Here is a 22,860-nt window from a genome sequence, read left to right as displayed (position 1 = left end):
TATGTATTATGAATGCAATAAGAAAAAGTAAAGAATGTTTCCTCATGATCCTTTTGATGACCATGATACTGACAAGCTGTAACAAAATTTTAGATGTAGATCCATTGTCAGAATGGAGTAAAGAGTCTTTTTATGCCAACAAAAAAGAAGCAGATATGGCTCTGTCGGGAATCTATAGCCAGCTGGCAAACGACAATGTGTATGGTTACTATTTTAATGTACTTTTGGAGGCTGGTACCGACGAAACATACGTCAATGCTGCTCCGGCTTCGCGAGCTCCGGCCAAATATCTGTTTACTCCTTCGACCGACGCAATCAAAAACCTGTGGCTACGACTTTACACCTGTATACAGCTGGTCAATCAGTTTGAAAAAAACCTGAAAGCTGACAAGTTTTCCACAGAAGAGTATAACCAACTGTTGGCAAAGGCAAGATTTATGCGAGGGTTCTGTTATTTTACCTTGGCCAACTGGTTTGGCCCGGTACCGCTCCGGCTTACACCGAGTACCTCACAGGCCGATAATCATCTGGCACCATCGCCGGTAAAAGAAGTGTATGAGCAGGCGGAGAATGATTATCTGTTTGCCGCAGAGCATCTCGAACATGCGAGTAGTGCTAAATATGTACCGGGCGAACCTAACAAAATGGCGGCTCATGGTCTATTGGCTCGACTTTATCTAAAAATGGGGGGCTATCAACCCTATTTGTCTGAAAATGAGTCTGAATGTTATCTGGAAAATCCACAGCAGTATTTTGACAAAGCCAAAGATCAATGCGAGATTATTATCAGTGATGGCTGGCACGGAATCGTACCTTATGCTACCGATCCGGATAGCTATAGAAATCATTTTATTAATTATTTGCAAGACCGGTATGACTTAAGGGAAACCCTTTTTGAGATTTCCTTTGGTAATTACATCCGCATGGGTGTACAGGTGGGAGGAAGAATGGGAAATATTAATGGGCTAAACTTTCAAGGTGCTACCGGTATACCGCGCAGTTTTGTCTATGTCAATGTTGGTTTGCCCGTCTATAATATTTATTCATTGGAAGACAGCAGGAGGACATGGAGTATAGGTGGATACTACAATGCTTGGTCGTCGGCGAGCGAGAGTTTTGTGATGCGCTATATTTTTGATAGTCCTTTAAACCAGTACTATGGAATAGGTAAGTTCAGAAGATGGGAACCGAAGGATATAGAATATCTGAAGGCTAATTCCCCTGTGACAGGTGCGGAGTACACAATATTGAACAATACCCCGGGATCAGAAACCGATCCTAATTTTACGAGTACCAACTTTCCGATACTGCGATATTCGGATGTATTGCTTATGCATGCTGAAGCTATTATTGGAAGCAGGAATGGGACGGCTGATGCTACACCGGAGGCGGTGAACAGTTTGAATATTGTCCGTGAAAGAGCAGGCTTGGACCCTTATATTGGAAGTGTAGTTCATGACGATTTCTTTAAAGAATTGGTGGACGAGCGTTTGAGAGAGCTTTGTTTCGAAGGCTTACGTAAACAGGATCTGATTCGATGGAATTTATTGGAAGAAAAATTAGAAGCGACGAATAAAGCTATCGAGGAGCATCCGGACTTTAAATCAACAGATGTCATCCATCGCATATATTTGGAAACTGGAGAGAATTTTGATAGAAAAAAGCACTTGTTGTTCCCCTATCCATTGCAGGAAACTCAGATGAATGACTTCTTGGATCAACGGAATGTATGGTAAGAATAACGAGTTATATATTATATAGCCAATTGGTTATTAGTATATTGTGTGCTCAAAACATATAAAACTAAATTTTAATGAGAAAACAAACACTATGGTTAGTCATCATCTTAATGCCTTTAACCTTATTGGCTCAAAAGCGTACTAGCTCACCTCTTGAATACCTTGATCGTTCATTCCGTATATATGACCAGCTCCAAAAGCAGATATGGTCTGTCCCCGAATTAGGGTTTTTGGAAAACAAGAGTTCTAAGATGCTACAGGACCACCTTCGTGAGCATGGTTTTAAGATAGAAACAGGAGTAGCTGGGATGCCAACATCTTTTGTCGCCACATATGGAAGTGGAAATCCTGTGATTGGTGTTTCGGCTGAATTTGATGCGTTGCCGGGACTATCTCAGGATACGGTACCTTATCGAAAGCCCGTGGAGCAGGGTGGTAATGGCCATGCCTGCGGCCATAATCTGCTTGGGACCGGTGCTGTCGCAGGAGCAGTGGCTATCAAGGAATGGTTGGTGAGCGAGCACCGTCAAGGCACGCTCAAGGTGTTTGGTTCTCCTGCTGAAGAAGGTGGAGGGGGTAAGGTTTACCTTGCCCGTGACGGCTTTTACAACGGAGTAGATGTCGTATTGGATTGGCATCCCGGTAGCACAAATGCTGTTGACGTAGGCAATGGGTTCACAGCCGTACAGATGATAGACTATACCTTTCACGGTAAAGCTGCTCATGCAGCCGGGAGTCCCCACAAGGGCCGTTCAGCCCTAGATGGAGTAGAGGCTATGAACTATATGGTCAACATGCTCCGTGAGCATATCCATTTTGCTTCACGTATCCATTATGTCATTACTAATGGAGGCGAAGCCCCCAATGTGGTACCCGAGGTAGCGACTGTATCCTATTATATCAGGCATCCCAAACGAGAAGTATTGAAGGCACTGGTGGCCTGGGTAAACCAAGCGGCTGAAGGAGCGGCATTGGGCACACAGACAACAGTGACCAAAGAAATCATCGCCGGATTTTATGAAAAACTCCCTAATCGTAAATTAGCCGAATTGATACACAAAAATCTCGAAATCGTTGGTGGTGTCCATTATGATGATCGCGAACGTGCTTTTGCTGAGCAAATGGTCGAAGAACTTGGACTTAAACAAACAGTTTTGGAAAGAGTGACAGCGATACAACCACTAGCCGATGAAAGACCATCTACTGGTGGAGGTTCTACTGATGTCGGCGATGTTAGCTGGAATGTACCTACCATTACTTTCGGTACGGCTGCTTTTATTCCAGGCAGTTCGGCACACAGCTGGCATTGGGCGGCTGCAGGCGGGACCACGATCGGTACTAAGTCGCTCATCAATGCGGCTAAGGTATTTACACTCACCGCTATTGATCTCTACACCAATCCTGCATTGATTGATGAGGTGAAGAAAGAGTTCGAATCCCGTAGAGGGGCAGATTTCAAGTATGAATCGTTAGTCGGCGATCGTACGCCGGCATTGGATTACCGAGTTAAGAAATGAAACCATCTGACATCGCACAATTAACCATTTATTCATATTTTAAGATCATACCGAGGTTTTATGAGCAAACAAAGAATACATTATAAGCCAAGTGGGCTAAATCACGTAAGATCTATCCTTGTCCTTTTCGTACTTGCTCTGCACTTTCCGGCAATTGGCCAACAGAAAATAACGCCCTCGTTTGATTATCAGCAAATAAACGGACATCCCCGGCTCTTGCTCAATCGGGGAGAGGAAAAGACAATTAAAGGGGCTATAGCGAGAAATTCTGAATTTCAACAGATCGATGCTTACATACGTGAGGTATCAGATGGGCTTCTCCGAAAAGAACCGGTGACTTTCCAGAAGAAAGGGAAAAGGCTTTTGGCAGTCTCCAGAGAGGCCCTGACACGGTTGTATTATCTGTCTTATAGTTACCGCATGACCGGTGATACGAAATACCTGCAACGTGCGGAAAAAGAGCTCCATGCCGTATGTGACTTTGAGAGCTGGAATCCCTCTCATTTCTTGGATGTAGGGGAGATGTGTATGGCTGTCGCTATTGCGTATGATTGGTTATATGCAGATTTACAGGAGCAGACAAAAATGAAAGTGCGCAAGGCCATTGTGGAAAAGGCCATAGCGCCTTCCTACGAAAAGAAATATAATCGGTTCTTGAACATGCACAATAACTGGAACTCGGTCTGTAATGCAGGGCTGGTTTATGGGGCATTGGCGATCTTCGAAGATGATAAAGAACAAGCTATCGCTGTCATCGAGCGAGCTCTGAAATCCACTCAATTGCCATTGCAGGCCTATGCCCCCGACGGCAACTATCCCGAAGGACCGAGTTACTGGAACTATGGCACGACGTTTCAGGTGATGTTGTCTGCAGCACTGGAGAGTGCGTTGGGATCAGACAACGGATTATCAGATTCTCCCGGCTTCATGGAATCAGCCTATTACATGTTATTTACGACGGGACCCTCGGGTTATTATTTCAATTATTCCGACTGTGGTCGGCAAATAGAGCCTAGCCCATCTATGTTTTGGTTTGCCAATAAACTGAATGATCCTACACTGATATTTCAAGAAAAGGCACTGATTAATAAAGGTGTATATACAAGATTAAAAGGAGATAGGACATTACCTAATATGCTTATTTTTGGAAAGGATCTGACTTTATCGAAAATAAAGACACCCTCGAAGAAGATGTATACGGGTCATGGGATTACCCCAGTAACGATCGTTCGTGCCACATGGGAAGCCGGTGGAGGGAAATATCTGGGAATTAAAGGAGGCAGTGCTTCTGCGCCTCATGCGCATATGGATCAGGGTACATTTGTGTACGATATCGGACATCTGAGGTGGGCGATGGATTTTGGTCTACAAAGCTATATTACGCTCGAATCCAAGGGAGTCGATCTGTGGAATAAAGAACAAGCCTCTCAACGGTGGGAGGTTTTTCGACACAGTAATCTCAATCATAATACATTGACCATTAATAATCAACGGCATCATGTGAACGGACAGGCTGAGATTATCGAAACATTTGATAGTAAGAAAGAATCTGGGGCTAAGATTGATCTTATGCCGGTATTAAATCTCAATAACGAGCTCAAAGCTGCGACTAGGAAAGCCGTCATCGTAGACGAATCGTATCTAAATATCGAGGACATTGTAGAAGCCAATGCAAACCCTGTGGCACTCAGGTGGAATATGGTCACACCGGCAACAGCCGAAATTGTTGACGATCATACGATCCGACTTTCACAACAAGGGCAAGCGATGATCCTGAAATTTGAGGGAAATGTACCTTTCGAATTGGCCATTCGCCCGTCAGAAAACCCTAAGGACTATATAAATGAGTTTACTGGAAACAAATATGGTGATTATAACCTGCCCAACAAAGGAACAGTAATGGTCGGGTTTGATGCCAATATTCCGGCTGGTGCAACAGCCAGATTTGAAGTGACATTTGTGGAAGATAAGGTCGAAACCTTGTTACCTAAAAACACCTTTGTACTTGATGCACCAAACCCGAGTATGGCATCGGAAGGAAATACCGTGTTCTCTGATGTTTCCCCGATTGGTATCAACGCATCCGGAGAGCTGTATCCTATGGAAATACCAGATTGGATTCCTTATGGAAAGGTCAATAAGGATAAGCTTTTCGGAACGTCTTTCGGCTTTAAGATTCATGCCCAAAGAATTACCCCTAACGGATTGGAAGATGCTGGCATAGACCGCTCCAATGATGGTCTATTGGGCATCAGGGGTGGAGGAGGTAACGGCATCGATGTGAATGAAGGTTTTGTTTTAGGTCTTGATCTGCGGAAAGTAGATCCGTCCATGAGCGTTGAGCTGACCAAAATCGGGCTACTGTTCTTTGATGCTTCAGAATCCTGTACTATTGTCAACCGCCAGAACGGGAAGATGACGGTACTGAAAGGAAGTGACAGAAAAAAGCTGCAGGAAGTTGAGATAACCGATAAACATAAAAGAAGACTTCGGGATATTTCAGAACTGGGTATCGTGTTAAAAGGAGGAGAGAACCATACGGAGTTTTTATCCTTATTCAATACAACGGAGGGTAGTTGGCGAATTGCGGGCTTTGAGTTTGTGGTGAAATAAAAGGGATCAGAAAAAGGCTTATTTACCACCACTTCTCCTTTTATATTCCGAAGGTGTCATGCTGAAAAGCTCTTTAAAACTCTCCCTAAAATACTTTAAATCGTTGAAGCCAACTTCATAAGCGATCTGCGATATATTCATGTTTGTCTGCGTTAACAGCATCGCCGCTTTCTTGAGCCGTATGGTCCGGATAAAGGTCGAGAGGTTTTGGCCTGTCAATGCCTTGAGTTTGGTATAAATGACCGTACGGCTTGTATTCATCTGATCGATGAACATACTGACATTGAAATCTGGATTGGAAATATTCTCCTCCACGGCAGCGATCGCTTCTGCTAAAAATGTTTCATCCGGAGAGGTTACTGTTAGTTCCTTGGGTTCGAGAATCAAGTCATTTTTAAACTTTCGGATCAGGTTCTCTCTTGTTTTTAATAGATTATCTACCCGAAGCTCCAATATATCCACGTTGAAAGGTTTTGTAATATAAGCGTCAGCACCGGTATAATAACCCATTTTCTGATCGGTTGGAGATGTTTTAGCGGTCAGCAATATCACGGGGATGTGGCTGGTGATAAGTGTTGTCTTGATTTTATCACATAACTCAAAACCATCCATATCCGGCATGCTTATATCGCTTATGATTAAATCAATCGTATGATGAAGCGCGATTTCGAGCGCTTCGTTACCATCTGCAGCGGTGAAAACGTGATATTTATTCCAGAAGATTTCTTTGATAAATTTTTGAAGATCGAGGTTATCTTCCACGATTAAAAGGGATTGTTGGTTTTCGGTGAATGTAGAAGAGGACACTTGATCTTCTTCGCGGCCCATCTGAGGAAGAATATAATCAGTTTCTGTTGCACGTTCATCCTGTTCCGCATATTCATGTTGGGCAAAATGTTCGTTCCCTAGCGGCAATAAAACCGTAAAACGAGTTCCTTTAGCTTCGGAACTACTTGCTATTATCTTTCCTTGATGCTGTTCGACAAGTTTTTTAGTGAGTGACAAGCCGATTCCCGAACCTAAATTTTGTTGGTGGTCCAGCTGATAAAACTGATCAAAAATCAGTTTAATATATTCTTTTGGGATCACGGGACCGAAGTTGACAACACTTATTTTAACATATTGTATCAGCTTGGCTTTTACCTTTTTGGAAGTGGTAGATACATATATCGTCACACTGCTGTTGTCGTTGCTGAATTTAAAGGCATTGGACAATAAATTGAATAAGATGTTCTTTAGCTTGGGTTTATCAAACCACACCGGAATATCGTTATGACGATGGATCAGCCTGTATTGAATATTTTTTCTCTCCGCTAAAGTGTCGAAAGATTTTTTGACTTCCTCCACAAAGATCACCATGTTATTTTTAGTTACCTGCAGAGTAAGCTTACCGGCCTCGCTTTTCCTAAAATCTAATATCTGGTTGATCAACTGAAGCAGCATCCTTGCGTTCTTTAGCATAATGTCATGTTGCTGCTGTATGTGAGGATCACCTAGTTTTTTTTCAACCATCTTTTCCAGCGGGCTGATGATCAGGGTGAGAGGAGTTCGAAATTCATGGGATATCTCTGTGAAGACACTTAATTTTAACTGATTGGCTTCTTCTAGTCGCTCTTTCTCTTTGCGTTCTTTTACTCTCAACAAAATCAGTTTTCGGATGTAGAGAAATAAGCCAGCACATAGGACAACATACAGCAGGTAAGCCCACCAGGTGTTCCAAGGCGCGGGCAGGACCCGTATATGTAATATTGCTCCGTGTTCATTCCAGATGCCGTCGTTGTTGGATCCTTTTACCCTAAACATGTAGGAACCAGCTTTAATATTCGTATATACAGCTCTCCGTTGATTTCCGGTATAGTTCCAGTTTTCATCATTTCCTTCGAGTTTATAGGCAAATTCATTTTTTTCGGGACGCATATAACTTAGCGAAGTAAAGTCGATGCTGAAATTATTCTCATTGTGTTGGAGTGTAATGACGGTTGTTGAGTCCGTAATTTTTTCGAAAGGTACGTTATTTACTTCAACGCTCGTGATATCGATAGGAGGGACAAAAGTATTTCTGCGGATATCTTTGGGGTCAAAATACGTTAGCCCATTGGTGCCGCCAAAGAATAGTTCTCCACTTTTAGTTTTGAAGGACGCACCATAATTAAATTCATTGCCTTGCAGGCCATCGGATTGATTGTAATTTTTTATACTATTCGAGGACGCGTCAATCTGGCTAATTCCCTTGTTGGTACTTACCCATATTTTACCGCCGCTATCGGATAAGATACCGTATATGATATCATTGGGCAATCCATCTTTGGTGCTGTAAGATTTGGTCGTTTTGTTTTTGGGATTGTATATATGCAATCCCTGTCCTTCGGTGCCGATCCAATAGTTATTGGAAGGGTCTACAAAAATACAATTGACATAGGGAGGTGAATCATTCTTGCCAAATTCCTTGATCCGTAACGTACGCTGTTGTTTGGTTCTTATATCAATCGTCTCCAACCCAGTGCTCCCTCCTGTAAGCAGTATGTCCGGATTTTCAGTTTGGACGATACTCATGACGGTCTTGATGTCCTTGTCGATTTTTGAAAGGGTCTTTTTATGTGTATCATAGAAGATCAACCCTCCCGTAAGCGTACCTATCCAGATATTTCCATTATAGTCTTCGAAAAGTGTAAGGACTTTATAGGCTTTCAGGGAAATATTTTGATGGGACGAAAAATCTATTTGTTGAAATTTAGCTGACTTGCTGTTAGCGGGTAAATAGTTCAGTCCACCATCGTGTATACCTACCCAGAGTCCATTATGGCGATCTATGATGACCGCCTTTACATTATTAGCACTTAGGCTGCCGGGGTCGTGGGGGTTGTGTTTGTAATAGGTGAATTTTTTTGCTTTTCTATCGTAAAAGTTCAACCCACCCCCTTCGGTACCGATCCAAAGATTTCCCTCGCTGTCCTCCGCCATACCACTCACGACTTTATAGTTCAGCTTGCTGTTGGTATTACCCGAATAGATACTCTTGAAAGCACTATTGTCCTGGTTGTAATAGTTGACGCCATCGGCCCATGTACCGATCCACATGTCTCCCCGGGAATCACGGATAATCTTATAGATGGAGTTTTGGCTTAAGCTGTTGGCATTGTTTGGGTCGTGCACGATATGCTTTAATTCGGTATGATCTGCACTTAAGATATAGAGGCCCGAATAACTTCCTATCCAAAGGTTTCCAAACCGGTCTTCACAAATGGTACGGACAGGTGATGTAATAGGTCTATTGCCATCAAAATAGAAATTCACAAAATTTTCTGTTAACGGATCATATCGTACCAACCCCTTCTCATGGCCGAGCCAAAGCGTATTTTTGGTGTCTATAAAGAGGACAGGGAGGTCGTTGAGATGTATAGCGTTGGCGGCTTTCTGCGGATAGTTCAGATGTCTGAAAAAACCTTTTTTGGGGTGGTATACATCGATATACTTCGTATTGCAGATCCAGATATTACCCTGGTCATCCTTTAGGAAGCAGCGGATATTATTGTCGCTGGGGGAATTTACGTTGTTTGATTTTTGTATTCTTGCGTGTTCATCTGTCTTGATATTAACCTGTACAATACCATTTACAGTGGCCACCCAGAGTAGGTTGCTATCGATCTGCATGATCCCTCGTACGATATTATCCTCCACCATATTTGCCGCATTGGACAGTTTATATCGGGTGAAATTGTCTGCTATGGGATTATATTTGTTCAATCCTCTCTCTGTACCTATCCAAAGGTTACCGTAGCTGTCCTCGTATATCGCATGTACATTGCTGTTGCTCAGGCTGCTGGTATCTGCGGGTGTATGCCTATATATTATGAATTTATGGCCATCAAATTTGTTGAGACCATCCCGTGTTCCGAACCAGATATACCCTCTTTTGTCCTGTATTATGTCGGCAACAGACCGTTGAGACAGACCGTTGGCCGAGGTAAACCGATTGAAGATGGGATCTTTCGGTATACTTTGCTGATGCTGGCCAAAGACAATAGCATCAAACCCGACAAGAAAAAAACTTATAAGGAGGTAAACTCTCATCCGTTTTTGGGTTTGATAGCTAATGTAATAAAAATATTCTATTAATAGGGCACCTGTGGCTTCACGGTCTCTCTAAAGTTTTCGGATAAGTGCGTAACTCCCTCTTGTTTTATATGGATTGTTCCTTTGGCTGTTCCGTCTTTGGAAAATGTCACGGTATAGTCCCGACTATTATAACTAAAGGACACGCCCACTTGATTACCTTCGTTAATAAGCTGTGAAGGAATCATGGTCGTCAGGCTGTTACGTTCTCCTACCTGTATAAGGTGTAGGAACTGATCTTCGGTGTGTGCCTGAGATGGAGTCGTTTCTATACGCCACTGCCCAAGGAGCGGATGATCGTTGGGAATGGAGTATGAACTAGGTATTGGCCAATTTTTTCCTCCGGACCAAAACTGTTTTCCAGGACCACCTATCTTGGTATGATTCGCATCCTCAGGCAGTAATGTTCTGCAGAAAAGTCGGCCTTCATTTTCGTCAGCATAAAATGTATCGCCGTTGAATATCGGCTCTGTCGCGGTGTGGAGCAGCCACCGTTTTGGATATGCTGCATTTTTTGAAATGACCTGATCGTAAATGATGAAAATATCGGGGATAATAAATACAAATTGTCGTAATACCAATGCAGACTTATCATTATGATACGATTTTGTAGCATCCGAGGCGATGTATACGTACTCGGGCTTTTCGTCAAAGGCCAGTACCTTTGATCCCAACATATCGTTCTGGCCACCGTCATTTGGAGCCGGTTCTTTGGATTCGCCACTTGCCGGATTGCCCCAATAGGTAGGCATGACCTCCCCCGGCATCTCAATAGTGATACAATTGTGGGCTACTGTCCTGGCATAGTAATTAGGTAAATGTATACCAGGTTCTGGTCGCCCTCCGGTATCCATTGCCAGATACCCTCGCTTATAGATCGTAAAATGATTGTTATCATAATGGCGGTGTGAGGTCACCGTACCGTCTGCTGTGAAAAGTGCATATGTGTCAGATTCGGTAGACCCCGATCGCATAAATATTTGGCCTTGTGGCTTAAAGAAATAGGCATTTGGCATCCGAGGTGTGATATCTGTTGCATCAGAGAAGACGTAGTTGTTTGTTAGAAAAAAGGTGGTCAGCGGAAACTCTGATTGTTCCTTTTTTCCAGCCTTGTGTAATAGCCATTTTGCCGTCGGAATAATCTCGGAGTGAGAATTTCCATAGAAGTGCAGAAGTTGCGCCAAATGTATCGGAATAAAATCTGTATTGAATGCATTCGTCCAATGATCGGAATCTCCAAACCCAAACTCTCGTTTATATCCGCCTATCCAGTTCCAGTACCAGAAACTTGGGTAGATGGTCAGATGCGCACATTTGGAAGAAATGTCCGTACCGGTAGCCGATTGGTAGGTGTGCATAAAGTTGAATTCCACCCAGGGGTAGGCTTTTGAAGCGTATTCCAAGACCGCAACGGGCAGCCCTCCTACAGAACTACGATAGTCGATTACTTTTAAATGATTACTATAACCATTTTCAAGCATTTTTAACGCTAACGCGTCATTTACACCTGTTTTGTGAAAGGCGACACCCGCATACCATTCCAATACATTATTGCCATAAAAACCGACGTCTATTTCCCGGCCACGGTTTTCCCGGTTAAAGTCTTTTCTGCTGGAAGGGAGCATAAAATCAATGGCATTCAAGAGTTTTTTTCCGATCTCTTGGCGTTCATCGGGTGTCAGGTAATTGTACAACCAGTCATATGCACAGAGTGTGTGTATACGTGAAAAAGCTCGCCAGTGGATATTTAGGCTGTTATTATTACGGTATTCGTAATAGTCTACGATCTCTTTGAGAAAGTTTTTCGCCAGATTAAGATACCTAAGATCTTTCGTTATGAGGTAAACAAATGCAGCTTCCGCAGCTCTTGTACCGTAGGCGTGATTGTCGTTTTTTGAGCCATCGGCGGCATCTTTGTCTTCAAATACAATGTCCTGCCCGATCATATTATCGAGTTGGGACTTGATCTTATTGAATGCGGCTTGTTCTTCGTTTAATGTTCGCTGCTTTACTTTGTCAAAGGTCTGTCCATTAAAGAATAGCCGAGGGTGTTCGGTCGATACGGATGCTACCCAGCCAGTTGGCGCCGGCTCTTCATCTTCGTTATGGTGATTCTCCGAATCTTTGACTTTGTCTTTTTTACAAGATAGGAGTAATACAATCAGCATCGCTGCAAACCATTTTAACCCTGTTCTTAATTTGTGATTTTCCATAATCATTTTTTTAATGCATGGCACCTATTCCGATTTGTGCCAGATTGAGGACTATAGCCCTCTTTCCTTGAGACGAATAAGCGCTTCGATATAATAGTAATCCGCATAATTCAACGGCACATCGATCTCGTTGCCATGTGGAATACTGCCTACGCTGTGTTTTAGTACAAAATTTCCGTTTTCCCCTTGCTTGGCTGTATAAGTGTCTCCATCCAGTGAGTCTAAAATATGTGACGCTGCTTGGAGGTATTTACCATTGGTGTAGGAGCTCAACTCTAAAAGTGCGGAAGCCATTATGGCTCCAGCAGAAGCGTCCCGGATTTCATTGGGTATATTTGGCGCATTGAAATCCCAATAGGGCACTCCGTCTTTGGGGTAGTTGGGGTGATTAAGGATAAATTGGGCTATCTTTTCTGCGAAATCCAGATACCTTTTGTCTCGGGTATAGCGGAAGCACATGGTGTACCCATACAAAGCCCAAGCTTGGCCCCGTGCCCAGGCACTTTCGTCCGCAAAGCCCTGTGCCGTAACCTTGTGTAACACCTCGCCCGTTGTGGGATCATAATCGATCACATGATAAGAACTTCCGTCTGGTCTGAAGTGGTTTTTCATCGTGGTGTTGGCGTGGGTGATGGCGATATTCCGGTACGAACTGTCTCCGGTGATGTTGGAGGCTTCGAACAGCATCTCCAGATTCATCAGGTTGTCGATAATGACCGGAAACTTCCATCCTCGTTCTGCCTGCCAGTTATCTACCACATCCCAGCTCTGTAAACACCCTACATTTTTATTAAATCGTGTAATCAATGAATTGGACGCATCAATTAGTACCTGTTTATACTGCCCCTCTCCGGTGATCCGATAAGCTTTGCCATAGGAGTTGTTAAAGATAAAGCCGAGGTCATGGTCATTAGTAAGGTCTTTATGGTGTTCAATCAGTTTCTGTGCTGCTATTGCTGCCTCTTTCCATTTCTCATCCTGTGTCTGCTGATACAACATCCAACAAGTGCCCGGCCAAAAACCTTCTGTCCAGTCGTATGGTGTCTCGATCCAGCGGATATGACCTTCCTTATTCATGCTCCTCGGAATATTGTTGTCTTGCAGAGAAGAAGCGCGCAATACGGTAAGTTGTTTTTCGGCTCTTTGAAGTATCGAATCAGTATTGCTATTATTCGTAGTACAAGCTAAGACCGTTGAGGAGAGTAACCATAAAGTAGTCAACTTGATCATGTTCATTTTTTAACAAAAATTAGGTGAGCGGTTTAATTTAAATTGTGAAGTGTTTTTGTAATAATACAAAATACGACAATTTTATCCCATAGCTAAGGGGAGGTAATGTCTGAATGATGGGGGTAAATCGTTCAACGAAAAGGAGTTCTTATTTGATGGAGGATGGGGTTTCTCTAAAACTGTATTTGGATCAGTGTTTTAAATTGCCCCCTTATTTAAGACAGTTATCCCCTATGATAAAGGCTGCTCTTTGGTGATATTTGTGAAGTGTCATAAAAATAACCAAATAAACATTATTAAATCATGAAGAATGGAAACTTGTTTTTGCTGATGCTCCATATCGTTGTATTATATGGATGCAAAGAGACTTGGAAAGCCGGCAATATAGGCAATCCGGCAGATTTGAAGTATATACATACATTAGATGCAAGAGAAGGAGCTGGGATTTCTTCGGCTCCGCCCACTGTGCAGACCGGGGGACTCTTACCCGAATATGAGATTGTCACCATCAAAAAAGCAGACGGATCGCCGTTAGAGGAGTCGCTTCTACAATATTTCAGTATAGGAGGGAGTACTACGGTCAATATCCCCATCAGATCCAATGATAGCGTCGTAGACGAGGAGGGTAATCTTATCACGTCGGTCAAGGCGGTAAGCAAAGGTGAGAATGGAGTGATTTCGGTTGCTTCGGGTCATGCTTTACCGGTGGGTGACTATTACGTAACAGTTAAAGTTACGACAGAGGCCGAAGGTACGGTGTACGCAACGGTTTTTGAGGATGCTTTTCATTTAAAGATCGTGCCCCTTTTACCGACAATGATGGTCTATGCACCAAAAAACCAAAATTTGGTTTATGGCGATCCGGATAGTAAGACTGTGACACCGATTGTACCCAATGGCAATCCGGATATTTCGTTTGAATTGGGTAACCATTCGGACAAATTGGTTATTGACAGGTCGACCGGAGCGATTTCCCTTGCATCTGGTTACGTTTATAATAGTCGGGAGTCATTGGATGTGACCGTCCAAGCTGTTAGTAATATTAGTGGGGAGGTTGTTGCTTTTGACGACGTCGTCAGGGTTGTTATTACGGACACGCCCGAAGAAATGGAAGTGGAAACCATCTATTTCTTTTACCCTACATTGATTACGTCTGGAGCAAAACCGAATGGCGGTGCCGGGTATACGGTGCAAAAGGTTAAGCCGGGCGATAGTCAGCGTATCTGGGGAGAGACGATAAATAATTATGGAAAATTTCTTCAAATACCGGAAAGACCTGCTGCTAATGTAGGGCAGATGTCTTTGCAGACAGACACTTACAGTAGTAGCGGAAAGACATCTCCTTTTGATATATGGATGGCAATGGATAGCCAAGACCTTACACCGTTCCAATATGGTTATAAATTGTCTTTAACATTCTATTATCAGGTTGCATTTTTCCGATATCTGCAAGATGGTCGCACCCCTTCCGATCTGGAGGTATATATCTCTACCGACTATACAGGAGGTAACATTATGGATGTGGACGGAAATTGGATGAACGGCACTTGGACAAAAATCAATGACGGTATAAAAAGCCAAAAATCATTAGGTACGAACGGGACACAATCAACGGGTGCTCCTTGGGGGCCGGTGTTTGACGGTACACCATATCCGGGGGATCAGACAACAGGAGGTGATCCAGACGGGAGGAAAAGACCTGATTTAGGGGATTTCTCCCAGAAATGGGTCAAGTGTGTTTATGAAATTCCATCGGGTTATATCTCGACAAACTTTACCTTGGCTTTCCGAATCAAATCGGTAAATTTTACAGATCCAATAATGTTCAATTCGGGCGAAGGCCGAGGAGGAATGTACATCTTCTCAGACATTCATTATAAAGCAGAGGAATCGAATTAATACATAGCAGGCATTTATGAACTTAAGAACTATGAAACTAATCAATTTATTATTACTGTTCTTTATCCCTATCTCTGGTGTTTTTGCACAGCATACGATTACGGGTAAGGTGACGGACCACCAAGGAAAACCGATTTTAGGAGCCAGTATTACGGTAAGAGGTGCACAACAGCGAACACAGTCAGATGAAACGGGTGCTTATTCTATTGCCAATGTAAAATCGTCTGACGTTTTGGTCTATTCGTATATAGGATTCCAAACGGTCGAAAAGCTGGCTCTGGATCAACAGACTATCAATATCCAACTGAAAATAGACGAGGTGCAACTTAGCGAAGTCGTTGTTGTCGGGTATGATGTCGTAAAGAAAGGAGATCTTACCGGCTCGGTTGCGAGTGTGAACCCGGATGAATTGAAAGAAACGGCGACGGCAAATTTTGACGAAGCATTGGCGGGCCGTGTTGCGGGAGTTGAGGTCACTTCGAGTGATGGTACACCGGGCGGCGCCCTCAATATCGTAATCCGTGGAGGTAACTCCATTACAGGTGACAATACCCCCCTTTATGTCGTAGACGGTGTTCCTTTGGAAGAGTTTAATCCAGGAAGTCTCAATACACGTGATATTAAGAGCTTAGACATCTTGAAGGATGCGTCTGCGACGGCTATATATGGTTCTCGGGGTGCAAATGGGGTTGTAGTGATTACGACCAATAGCGGCCGATCTGACGGTAAAACAGACATTAAAGCATCTACGTCCTATTGGACGCGGTATATACCTACTCGTTTGGAGGTAATGGGAGCGTATGAGTATGTAAAGTACCAAGAAAAGGTAGCTTATGCAAGAGATAATTACGTCCCGGCTTATAACGTGGATCAGTTTCACAACAGATGGATAGATGCCGAATTGTATCGGAATACACAGGGTACAAATTGGCAAGACGAAATGTTCCAGATCGGTCTCACCAACAACCATACCTTGACCTTGAGTACGGGAAATAACAAGACGACTTTATATTACAGTGGTAATTTCTTGGATCAACAGGGTACACTCCTTACGACCGGATTTCGAAAGATTAACAATAGGCTGAAATTTACACACAAGTTAGTGGACAACTTTGAGATAAAGGGACAGGTAGAATATTCGAAGTTAAAATATGATGGTATGCAGGTGTCTGGTGACCAATGGACGAGCGTTATCCGAAACGCGGTGACATTCCGTCCTGTGCAGCCAGTGAACTGGATAGAAGATGAAGAAGAGCTACTTATTACGGATGACCCAAGCCTATTTGATCCGGTCACGACGCTTAATAATACCATGCGGCAACAGCATTCAGATATTCTCGCCGGAACACTGGGATTCAACTATGAATTTTTATCAAAGTTTAACTTGGATGTAACGGGTAATTATAGAACAGCGATTACGGAGAGTACGCTGTTCTTTAAAAAGGAGACGAACGAAGGTTCCAGAACAAACCGGGGGATAAATGGTACAATAAGTGACCGGAGGAATGATATTTTGTCTATAACAGGAACAGTACGATATAAAGATAAGAAAGGGGATCATGATTATGGATTTCTTGTCGGGTCGGAAGCACAACACAATGGTTTCGAAACATCCGAACTGCGGAATACAAACTTGCCTACCGACTTTTTCGGGATCGATAATCTGGGTATCGCGACTACGGCCACTATCGCCCAGTCCATGTACACTGAAAACACATTGCTTTCTTATTTTGGCCGCGCTAACTATGCATATGACGATAAATATCTGGCTACTATTAACTTTAGAGCGGATGGTTCTTCCAAATTCAGAGGAAAAAATACATGGGGATACTTTCCCTCGTTTTCCCTTGCCTGGAGGGTATCTCAGGAACAATTTCTTAAATCTGTCGAAGCGATTACCGACATGAAGTTTAGAGCAGGATGGGGTGTGACTGGGAACAATCGTATAGGTAATTTCTTGGGATATAATCTGTTTTCCGTAGATGCGTCCAGTGGTTATGTATTGGGTGAAAATCAGGCGTTCTCTCCGGGAGCATACCAAAGTAATCTGGCTGTACCTGATCTACGTTGGGAGACTACGGCGCAAACTAACATAGGATTGGACCTACAAATCTTAAAAAGATTTGATTTTACGATGGATTACTATATAAAGGATACCCGGGACCTGTTGCTGAATGCTGAAATGGCCCTGAGTACGGGTTTTTCCAAAGCGCAACAGAATATAGGTGCAGTATCCAATCGTGGGTTTGAGTTTACGTTAAAATCTCAAAATATACGGAGCAGGGATTTTAGATGGAATACTAATTTCAATATCTCATTCAACAGGACCAAGACGGTGCAACTGAATTCCGGTCAGCAGGAAATAAAGACTGACCCCTCCTGGGACTCCCAGTTTATGCAGACCGAATATCAGTATATTACCAGGGTAGGGCAACCTGTCGGGATGATGTATGGGTTGGTGTTTGACGGCCTATACCAATTGGAAGATTTCGAATTTGTAGGTGGCGATTATATACTTAAGACAGGCCAACCTTCTTATCAAACGGCAATGAGACCGGGCATGGTCAAATTTAAGGATATCAACAACGATGGCAGGATTAACGAGCTTGACCGAACGATTATCGGTAATCCCCACCCCAAACATACGGGTGGTTTATTTAACCATTTCAGGTACAAATCCTTTGATTTGCAATTTTTGCTACAATGGGCGTATGATTTTGATATATTGAACGGGAATAAATCCAGCTTTGGGAATATATACATCGCGGGAAGAAACGGGTTAAAGTCCCTCAACGACATCTGGACACCGGAGAATACCGATACTGAAATCGGGGGGGTAAGATATGGCGGAGTGGGGCTTGTGACACCCTATGGATATAAGTTGGATACCCGTCATATCGATGACGGCTCTTATTTGAAATTAAAAACGCTTGCACTGGGATACAATCTGCCGCAATCCATATTAACCAAGCTTCGGATGAAGCGGTGCAGAGTCTCTGTATCTGCTCAAAACCTATATACCTGGACCAAATACGAAGGTTATGATCCGGATGTGTCAGTAGGTAGGTATGGTGCATTGACACCTCGTTTGGACTATTCGGCTTATCCGCAGAGTGTGACGGTCTCTGGAGGTATTGATATTACATTTTAATTGAAATTTTTGTATCTACTAATACAACTTAAAATGAGAAATAGCATAAAATATTTAACTATTATCGCTTTGACGCTTGGGTTTTCCAGCTGTAAGAAGTTCCTGGAGATCGATCCAAAATATGCATGGACGGATGAATCTTTTTATTCGACGAGAGAAGAAGCCGACCTGGCTCTGTCGGGTATCTATGGACAGCTGGCTACGGAGGATCTGTACGGATATATGTTCAATGTTGTTTTGGAAGCAGGGACAGATGAAAGCTATACCAATACGACTTCAGCCCAAAGAGATGCGGCAAAGTATGCCTACACAGCCTCAAGCGATGAAATAAAGAATATGTGGCTGAGATTTTATAGCTGTATACATCTGATCAATCAATTTGAGAAAAATCTAAAAGCTGACTTATTTACCCAAGAAGAATATAATAGGCTACTGGCCAAGGCCCGTTTCATCCGAGGCTTTTGTTATTTCACTTTGGCCAATTGGTTTGGGCCGGTTCCTTTGCGCCTAACGCCAAGCTATTCCCAAGCGGACAATGACTTTCCACCATCGCCGGCATTTGATGTTTATAAGCAGGCAGAAAAAGACTACCTATTTGCTGCAGAACACCTTTATCATGCGAAAGATGCAGGGTACGTACCGGGAGAACCGAATAAGATGGCGGCACATGGCTTGTTAGCCAGATTATACCTCAAAATGGGTGGTTTTCAACCCTATCTGGCTCCAAATGAAGCGGATTGCTACTTTGAAAATCCACAGCAATATTTTGATAAAGCAAAAGATCAATGTGAAATCATTATCGCAGATGGTTGGCATAGTATTGTACCCTACGCTACCGATCCGAATAGCTATAGAAATCATTTTATCCATTATCTCCAAGACAAATATGACCTAAGGGAATCTTTATTTGAAATTTCTTTTGGTAATTTGTATAGTATGGGGATAAATGTTAGCGGACGCTTAGGGAATATCAACGGTGTGGAATTTGTGGGTACACCGGATATCCCCAGAGGATTCGCCATTATCAATGCGGGCTTACCACTGTATGATATCTATTCGGCTGAGGATACAAGACGTGAATGGAGTATTGCGGGTTATAGAAATAATTTCAGTTCCGGAAGCCAGGTGTTTACGATGCGGTATATTTTCGACAACCCTTTGGATCAAGAGTATGGTATCGGTAAATTTAGGAGGTGGGAACCTACGGATATCGAAGAACTCAAAACAAAGTCTCCATGGGTCAATGCTCCCTATACCATCTTGAATAATACACCGGGTTCAGAAAAAGATCCCAACTTTACGAGTATCAATTTCCCGATATTACGTTTTTCGGATGTACTATTGATGCACGCGGAGGCGAGTATTGGAGGTAGGTATGGTACGGCGGATGCGACACCGGCGGCTGTGACCAGCCTCAATAAAGTGCGGGAACGTGCAGGACAGGAGCCTTATAGTGGAAGCTGGAACCATAATGTGTTCTTTGAAGAGATAGTGAATGAGAGGTTGAGAGAGCTGTGTTTTGAGGGCTTACGTAAACAGGATTTGATTCGATGGAATTTGTTGAAGGAAAAGCTGGATTACACAAATAATATGATAGAAAATAATCCTATGTTTGTGGCGACAAATCAATTTCATCAGACCTATCTGGAACCGGGTAAAAATTTTAAAAAGTCAAAACACTTTTTATTGCCTTATCCACAGCAAGAGACGGAATTGAACAAAAGCCTCAAGCAACGGCCGCAATGGACGGAGTAATGGAATGGTGCTAATAAATTATATCGTATGAGAAAGGGAATCCTTGTTGTTTTATTGATCTATCTATGTGTTTCAGTGAACGCACAGGTGGCTAGATCAGTACTTTCATTTGACTATGCAAAAATCAAAGAGCATCCTCGTCTTTTATTGACAAAAGGAGAGGAAATTGGCCTGAAAGCATCGTTAGATAAAAAAAGCGAACTGAAGAGAATAGATACGTATATCCATCAGATGTCCGATAGCTTCCTGTCGGTTGAGCCACTGGTTTTTGAAAAAAGAGGTAAAAGGCTGCTGGCCGTTTCCCGTCAAGCGCTGACCCGGTTGTATTATTTATCCTATAGCTACCGCTTGACGAAGGATGTAAAATACCTGCAACGGGCCGAAAAGGAGCTTCATGCCGTGTGTGACTTTGAAAGTTGGAATCCCTCCCATTTTTTGGATGTGGGCGAGATGTGTATGGCGGTAGCGATAGCCTATGATTGGTTATATGACGATTTGCAGTCGGTGACAAAGGAAAAAGTTCGTAAAGCTATCGTGGAAAAGGCGTTTGCTCCTTCTTATAACGAAAAGGACGCATGGTTTCTCAAAGCGCACAATAACTGGAATTCGGTGTGTAACGCAGGATTAGTCTTCGGTGCTTTGGCTATTTTGGAAGACGAAAAGGAACAATCTATAGCTGTTATAGAAAGAGCGTTGAAATCAAACATATTACCCTTGAAAGCCTATGGTCCAGAGGGCAATTACCCGGAAGGACCAGGTTATTGGAATTACGGCACCTCATTTCAGGTGATGTTGTCTGCAGCTTTGGAAAGTGCATTAGGGTCTGATAAGGGGCTATCCAAAACGGCGGGTTTTATGGAATCAGCCAATTATATGCTTTTTGCAACAGGTTCATCCGGCGATTATTTTAATTATTCCGACAATGGAAGTCGCGTATCTGCCTCTCCTTCGATGTTTTGGTTTGCCCAGAAGCGGAACGATCCTACTTTGATATATCAGGAAATGTCGTTGATTCAGAGCGGGGCATATACTAAAAAACAAAGTGCTGATGAGGAAAGATTACTGCCCAATGTGTTGGTTTTCGGCAAAGACCTGAATCCTGCCGGGATAAAACCACCGGTCAAACACATGTTTACCGGCCACGGAATTACGCCGGTATCTATCGTTCGTACTGCATGGGATGCCGGCCAGGGGAAGTACCTGGGCATCAAAGGAGGAAATGCCTCAGCACCACATGGACACATGGATCAGGGTACTTTTGTCTATGATGTCGGAGGCTTGAGGTGGGCGATGGATTTTGGTCTGCAAAGCTATATCACTTTAGAGTCTAAAGGTGTGGACCTGTGGAATATGGGGCAAAATTCCCAACGATGGGATATCTTTAGGTACAATAATCTCAACCATAATACGCTTACGATCAATAATCAGCGACATAATGTGAATGGAAAGGCAGAGATTATCGAGACCTTTGATCGTAAAAAAGAGAAAGGTGTTAAAATAGATCTTACCCCTGTTTTAAACCTTAATAACGAAGTTAAGACGGCACATAGGACAGCTGTTCTTATAGACGATATCTATCTCAAGATTGAGGATTTTATACTGGCTAATGCAAAACCTGTGGATTTGCGTTGGAACATGGTTACACCGGCATCCGCCGAAATTATTGATAAAAAAACAATTAAGTTATCTCAAAAAGGAAAAACGATGTTTTTGAAGTTTGATGCCGACATTCCTTTCGAGTTAGTCATACGGCCTTCGGAAAATCCCAGCCAATATACTTGTGAATTTGGAGACTACATGTATGGTGTGTACAATCAACAAAATCGAGGGACGGTCATGGTAGGGTTTAATGCGCAGATCCCGGGAAGCAAGACCGGTCGATTTACCGTAACTTTTGAGGAGGGGAAGTCAGATTTGCTATTGGAAAAGAATACATTTATCTTGGATGCGCCGAATCCCAATACAGCTTCGCATGGTTTTAAACTTTTCCACGATATTTCTCCTATTAAGGTTGATCGCTCTGGCACCTTGGAACCGTTGGAAACCCCAGATTGGGTTCCCTACGGAGAGGTTACTCACAAAGGCTTACTTGGACGGACATTGAAGTTTAGGATCGATGCCAAGCGTATTGAATCTTCGGGTATTGTCAATGCGGGCATAGACAGGTCTGGTCATGGACAGCTGGGTGTAAAAGGAGGGGAGAGTACAGGAATTGATAAAAATGAAGGCTATTTTTTAGGTATGGATTTAAGCGATGTAGCGACCTCTGCCACAATTGAACTCACAAAAATTGCTTTTACGTATATGGGAGATTCGGAGTCCTGTACGATTGTCAACCGACTTGTACCAGGTAAAATGATGGTATTCAAAGGCAGTGATAATAAAAAAATAGAAGAGGTGAAAATAACAATCAAACACAGCAGACAGTTTGTAGACGTTTCTGATTTGGGAATTTTACTGAAAGGCGGAGAGAATTATGATGAATTCTTGTCCTTTTTTAACACCAGTGGATCGGGAAACTTTAGAGTTGCTGGTTTTGAGTTTGTGGTTAAATAAAGAGATTCTTTTTGTCATTGAAAATAACAAAAGGCACGAACGTGGAGTATCCAAGTCTGTGCCTTTTCTCTTTG

The 22,860-nt window shown here is 42.9% G+C and carries 10 protein-coding genes; 7 read left to right on the top strand and 3 right to left on the bottom strand.

Annotated features, from left to right (window positions below; translation table 11 throughout):
• The first annotated feature begins 8 nt into the window (after positions 1 to 8).
• The 3 genes from G5B30_RS03865 (at position 9) to G5B30_RS03855 (ending at position 5,869) form a co-directional block, all read left to right on the top strand.
• A complete protein-coding gene (locus tag G5B30_RS03865; protein ID WP_165318640.1) occupies positions 9 to 1,736 on the top strand; it encodes a RagB/SusD family nutrient uptake outer membrane protein in 1,728 nt (575 codons plus the stop codon).
• A 77-nt stretch (positions 1,737 to 1,813) separates the two neighbouring features.
• Positions 1,814 to 3,256 (top strand): amidohydrolase, encoded by a 1,443-nt coding sequence (locus tag G5B30_RS03860; RefSeq protein WP_165318639.1) that lies wholly within the window; start codon positions 1,814 to 1,816, stop codon positions 3,254 to 3,256.
• 60 nt (positions 3,257 to 3,316) lie between these two features.
• Entirely contained in the window at positions 3,317 to 5,869 is a 2,553-nt protein-coding gene (locus tag G5B30_RS03855) for a heparinase II/III family protein (protein WP_165318638.1), read from the top strand.
• Between the two features lie 18 nt (positions 5,870 to 5,887).
• Here the strand turns inward: G5B30_RS03855 and G5B30_RS03850 are convergent, their stop codons facing one another.
• From G5B30_RS03850 to G5B30_RS03840, 3 genes are read right to left on the bottom strand one after another with little or no spacing between them, the layout of a single operon-like run.
• Positions 5,888 to 9,940: a hybrid sensor histidine kinase/response regulator transcription factor gene (locus tag G5B30_RS03850; protein WP_165318637.1), complete on the bottom strand. Its 4,053-nt coding sequence runs from the start codon at positions 9,938 to 9,940 to the stop codon at positions 5,888 to 5,890.
• Positions 9,941 to 9,981: 41 nt separating this feature from the next.
• The gene (locus G5B30_RS03845) at positions 9,982 to 12,195 is read right to left on the bottom strand and encodes a heparinase II/III family protein (protein WP_165318636.1); all 2,214 of its coding nucleotides are present in this window, start codon (positions 12,193 to 12,195) and stop codon (positions 9,982 to 9,984) included.
• A 51-nt stretch (positions 12,196 to 12,246) separates the two neighbouring features.
• Entirely contained in the window at positions 12,247 to 13,431 is a 1,185-nt protein-coding gene (locus tag G5B30_RS03840) for a glycoside hydrolase family 88 protein (RefSeq protein WP_165318635.1), read from the bottom strand.
• Between the two features lie 297 nt (positions 13,432 to 13,728).
• Here G5B30_RS03840 and G5B30_RS03835 point away from each other — a divergent pair, with 297 nt between their 5' ends.
• Genes G5B30_RS03835 through G5B30_RS03820 form a run of 4 tightly spaced genes read left to right on the top strand, consistent with a single transcriptional unit; the run spans position 13,729 to position 22,786 of the window.
• A complete protein-coding gene (locus G5B30_RS03835; RefSeq protein WP_165318634.1) occupies positions 13,729 to 15,324 on the top strand; it encodes a hypothetical protein in 1,596 nt (531 codons plus the stop codon).
• A gap of 31 nt (positions 15,325 to 15,355) precedes the next feature.
• Positions 15,356 to 18,475: a SusC/RagA family TonB-linked outer membrane protein gene (locus G5B30_RS03830; protein ID WP_165318633.1), complete on the top strand. Its 3,120-nt coding sequence runs from the start codon at positions 15,356 to 15,358 to the stop codon at positions 18,473 to 18,475.
• 33 nt (positions 18,476 to 18,508) lie between these two features.
• Entirely contained in the window at positions 18,509 to 20,230 is a 1,722-nt protein-coding gene (locus G5B30_RS03825) for a RagB/SusD family nutrient uptake outer membrane protein (RefSeq protein ID WP_165318632.1), read from the top strand.
• Between the two features lie 27 nt (positions 20,231 to 20,257).
• A complete protein-coding gene (locus G5B30_RS03820; RefSeq protein ID WP_165318631.1) occupies positions 20,258 to 22,786 on the top strand; it encodes a heparinase II/III family protein in 2,529 nt (842 codons plus the stop codon).
• Positions 22,787 to 22,860: the final 74 nt, after the last annotated feature.

The organism is Sphingobacterium sp. SGG-5 (assembly GCF_011043525.1).
Classification (GTDB): Bacteria; Bacteroidota; Bacteroidia; order Sphingobacteriales; family Sphingobacteriaceae; genus Sphingobacterium.
Note: the sequence above shows the minus strand (reverse complement) of the source record. Positions and strands in the feature narration are given on the sequence as shown.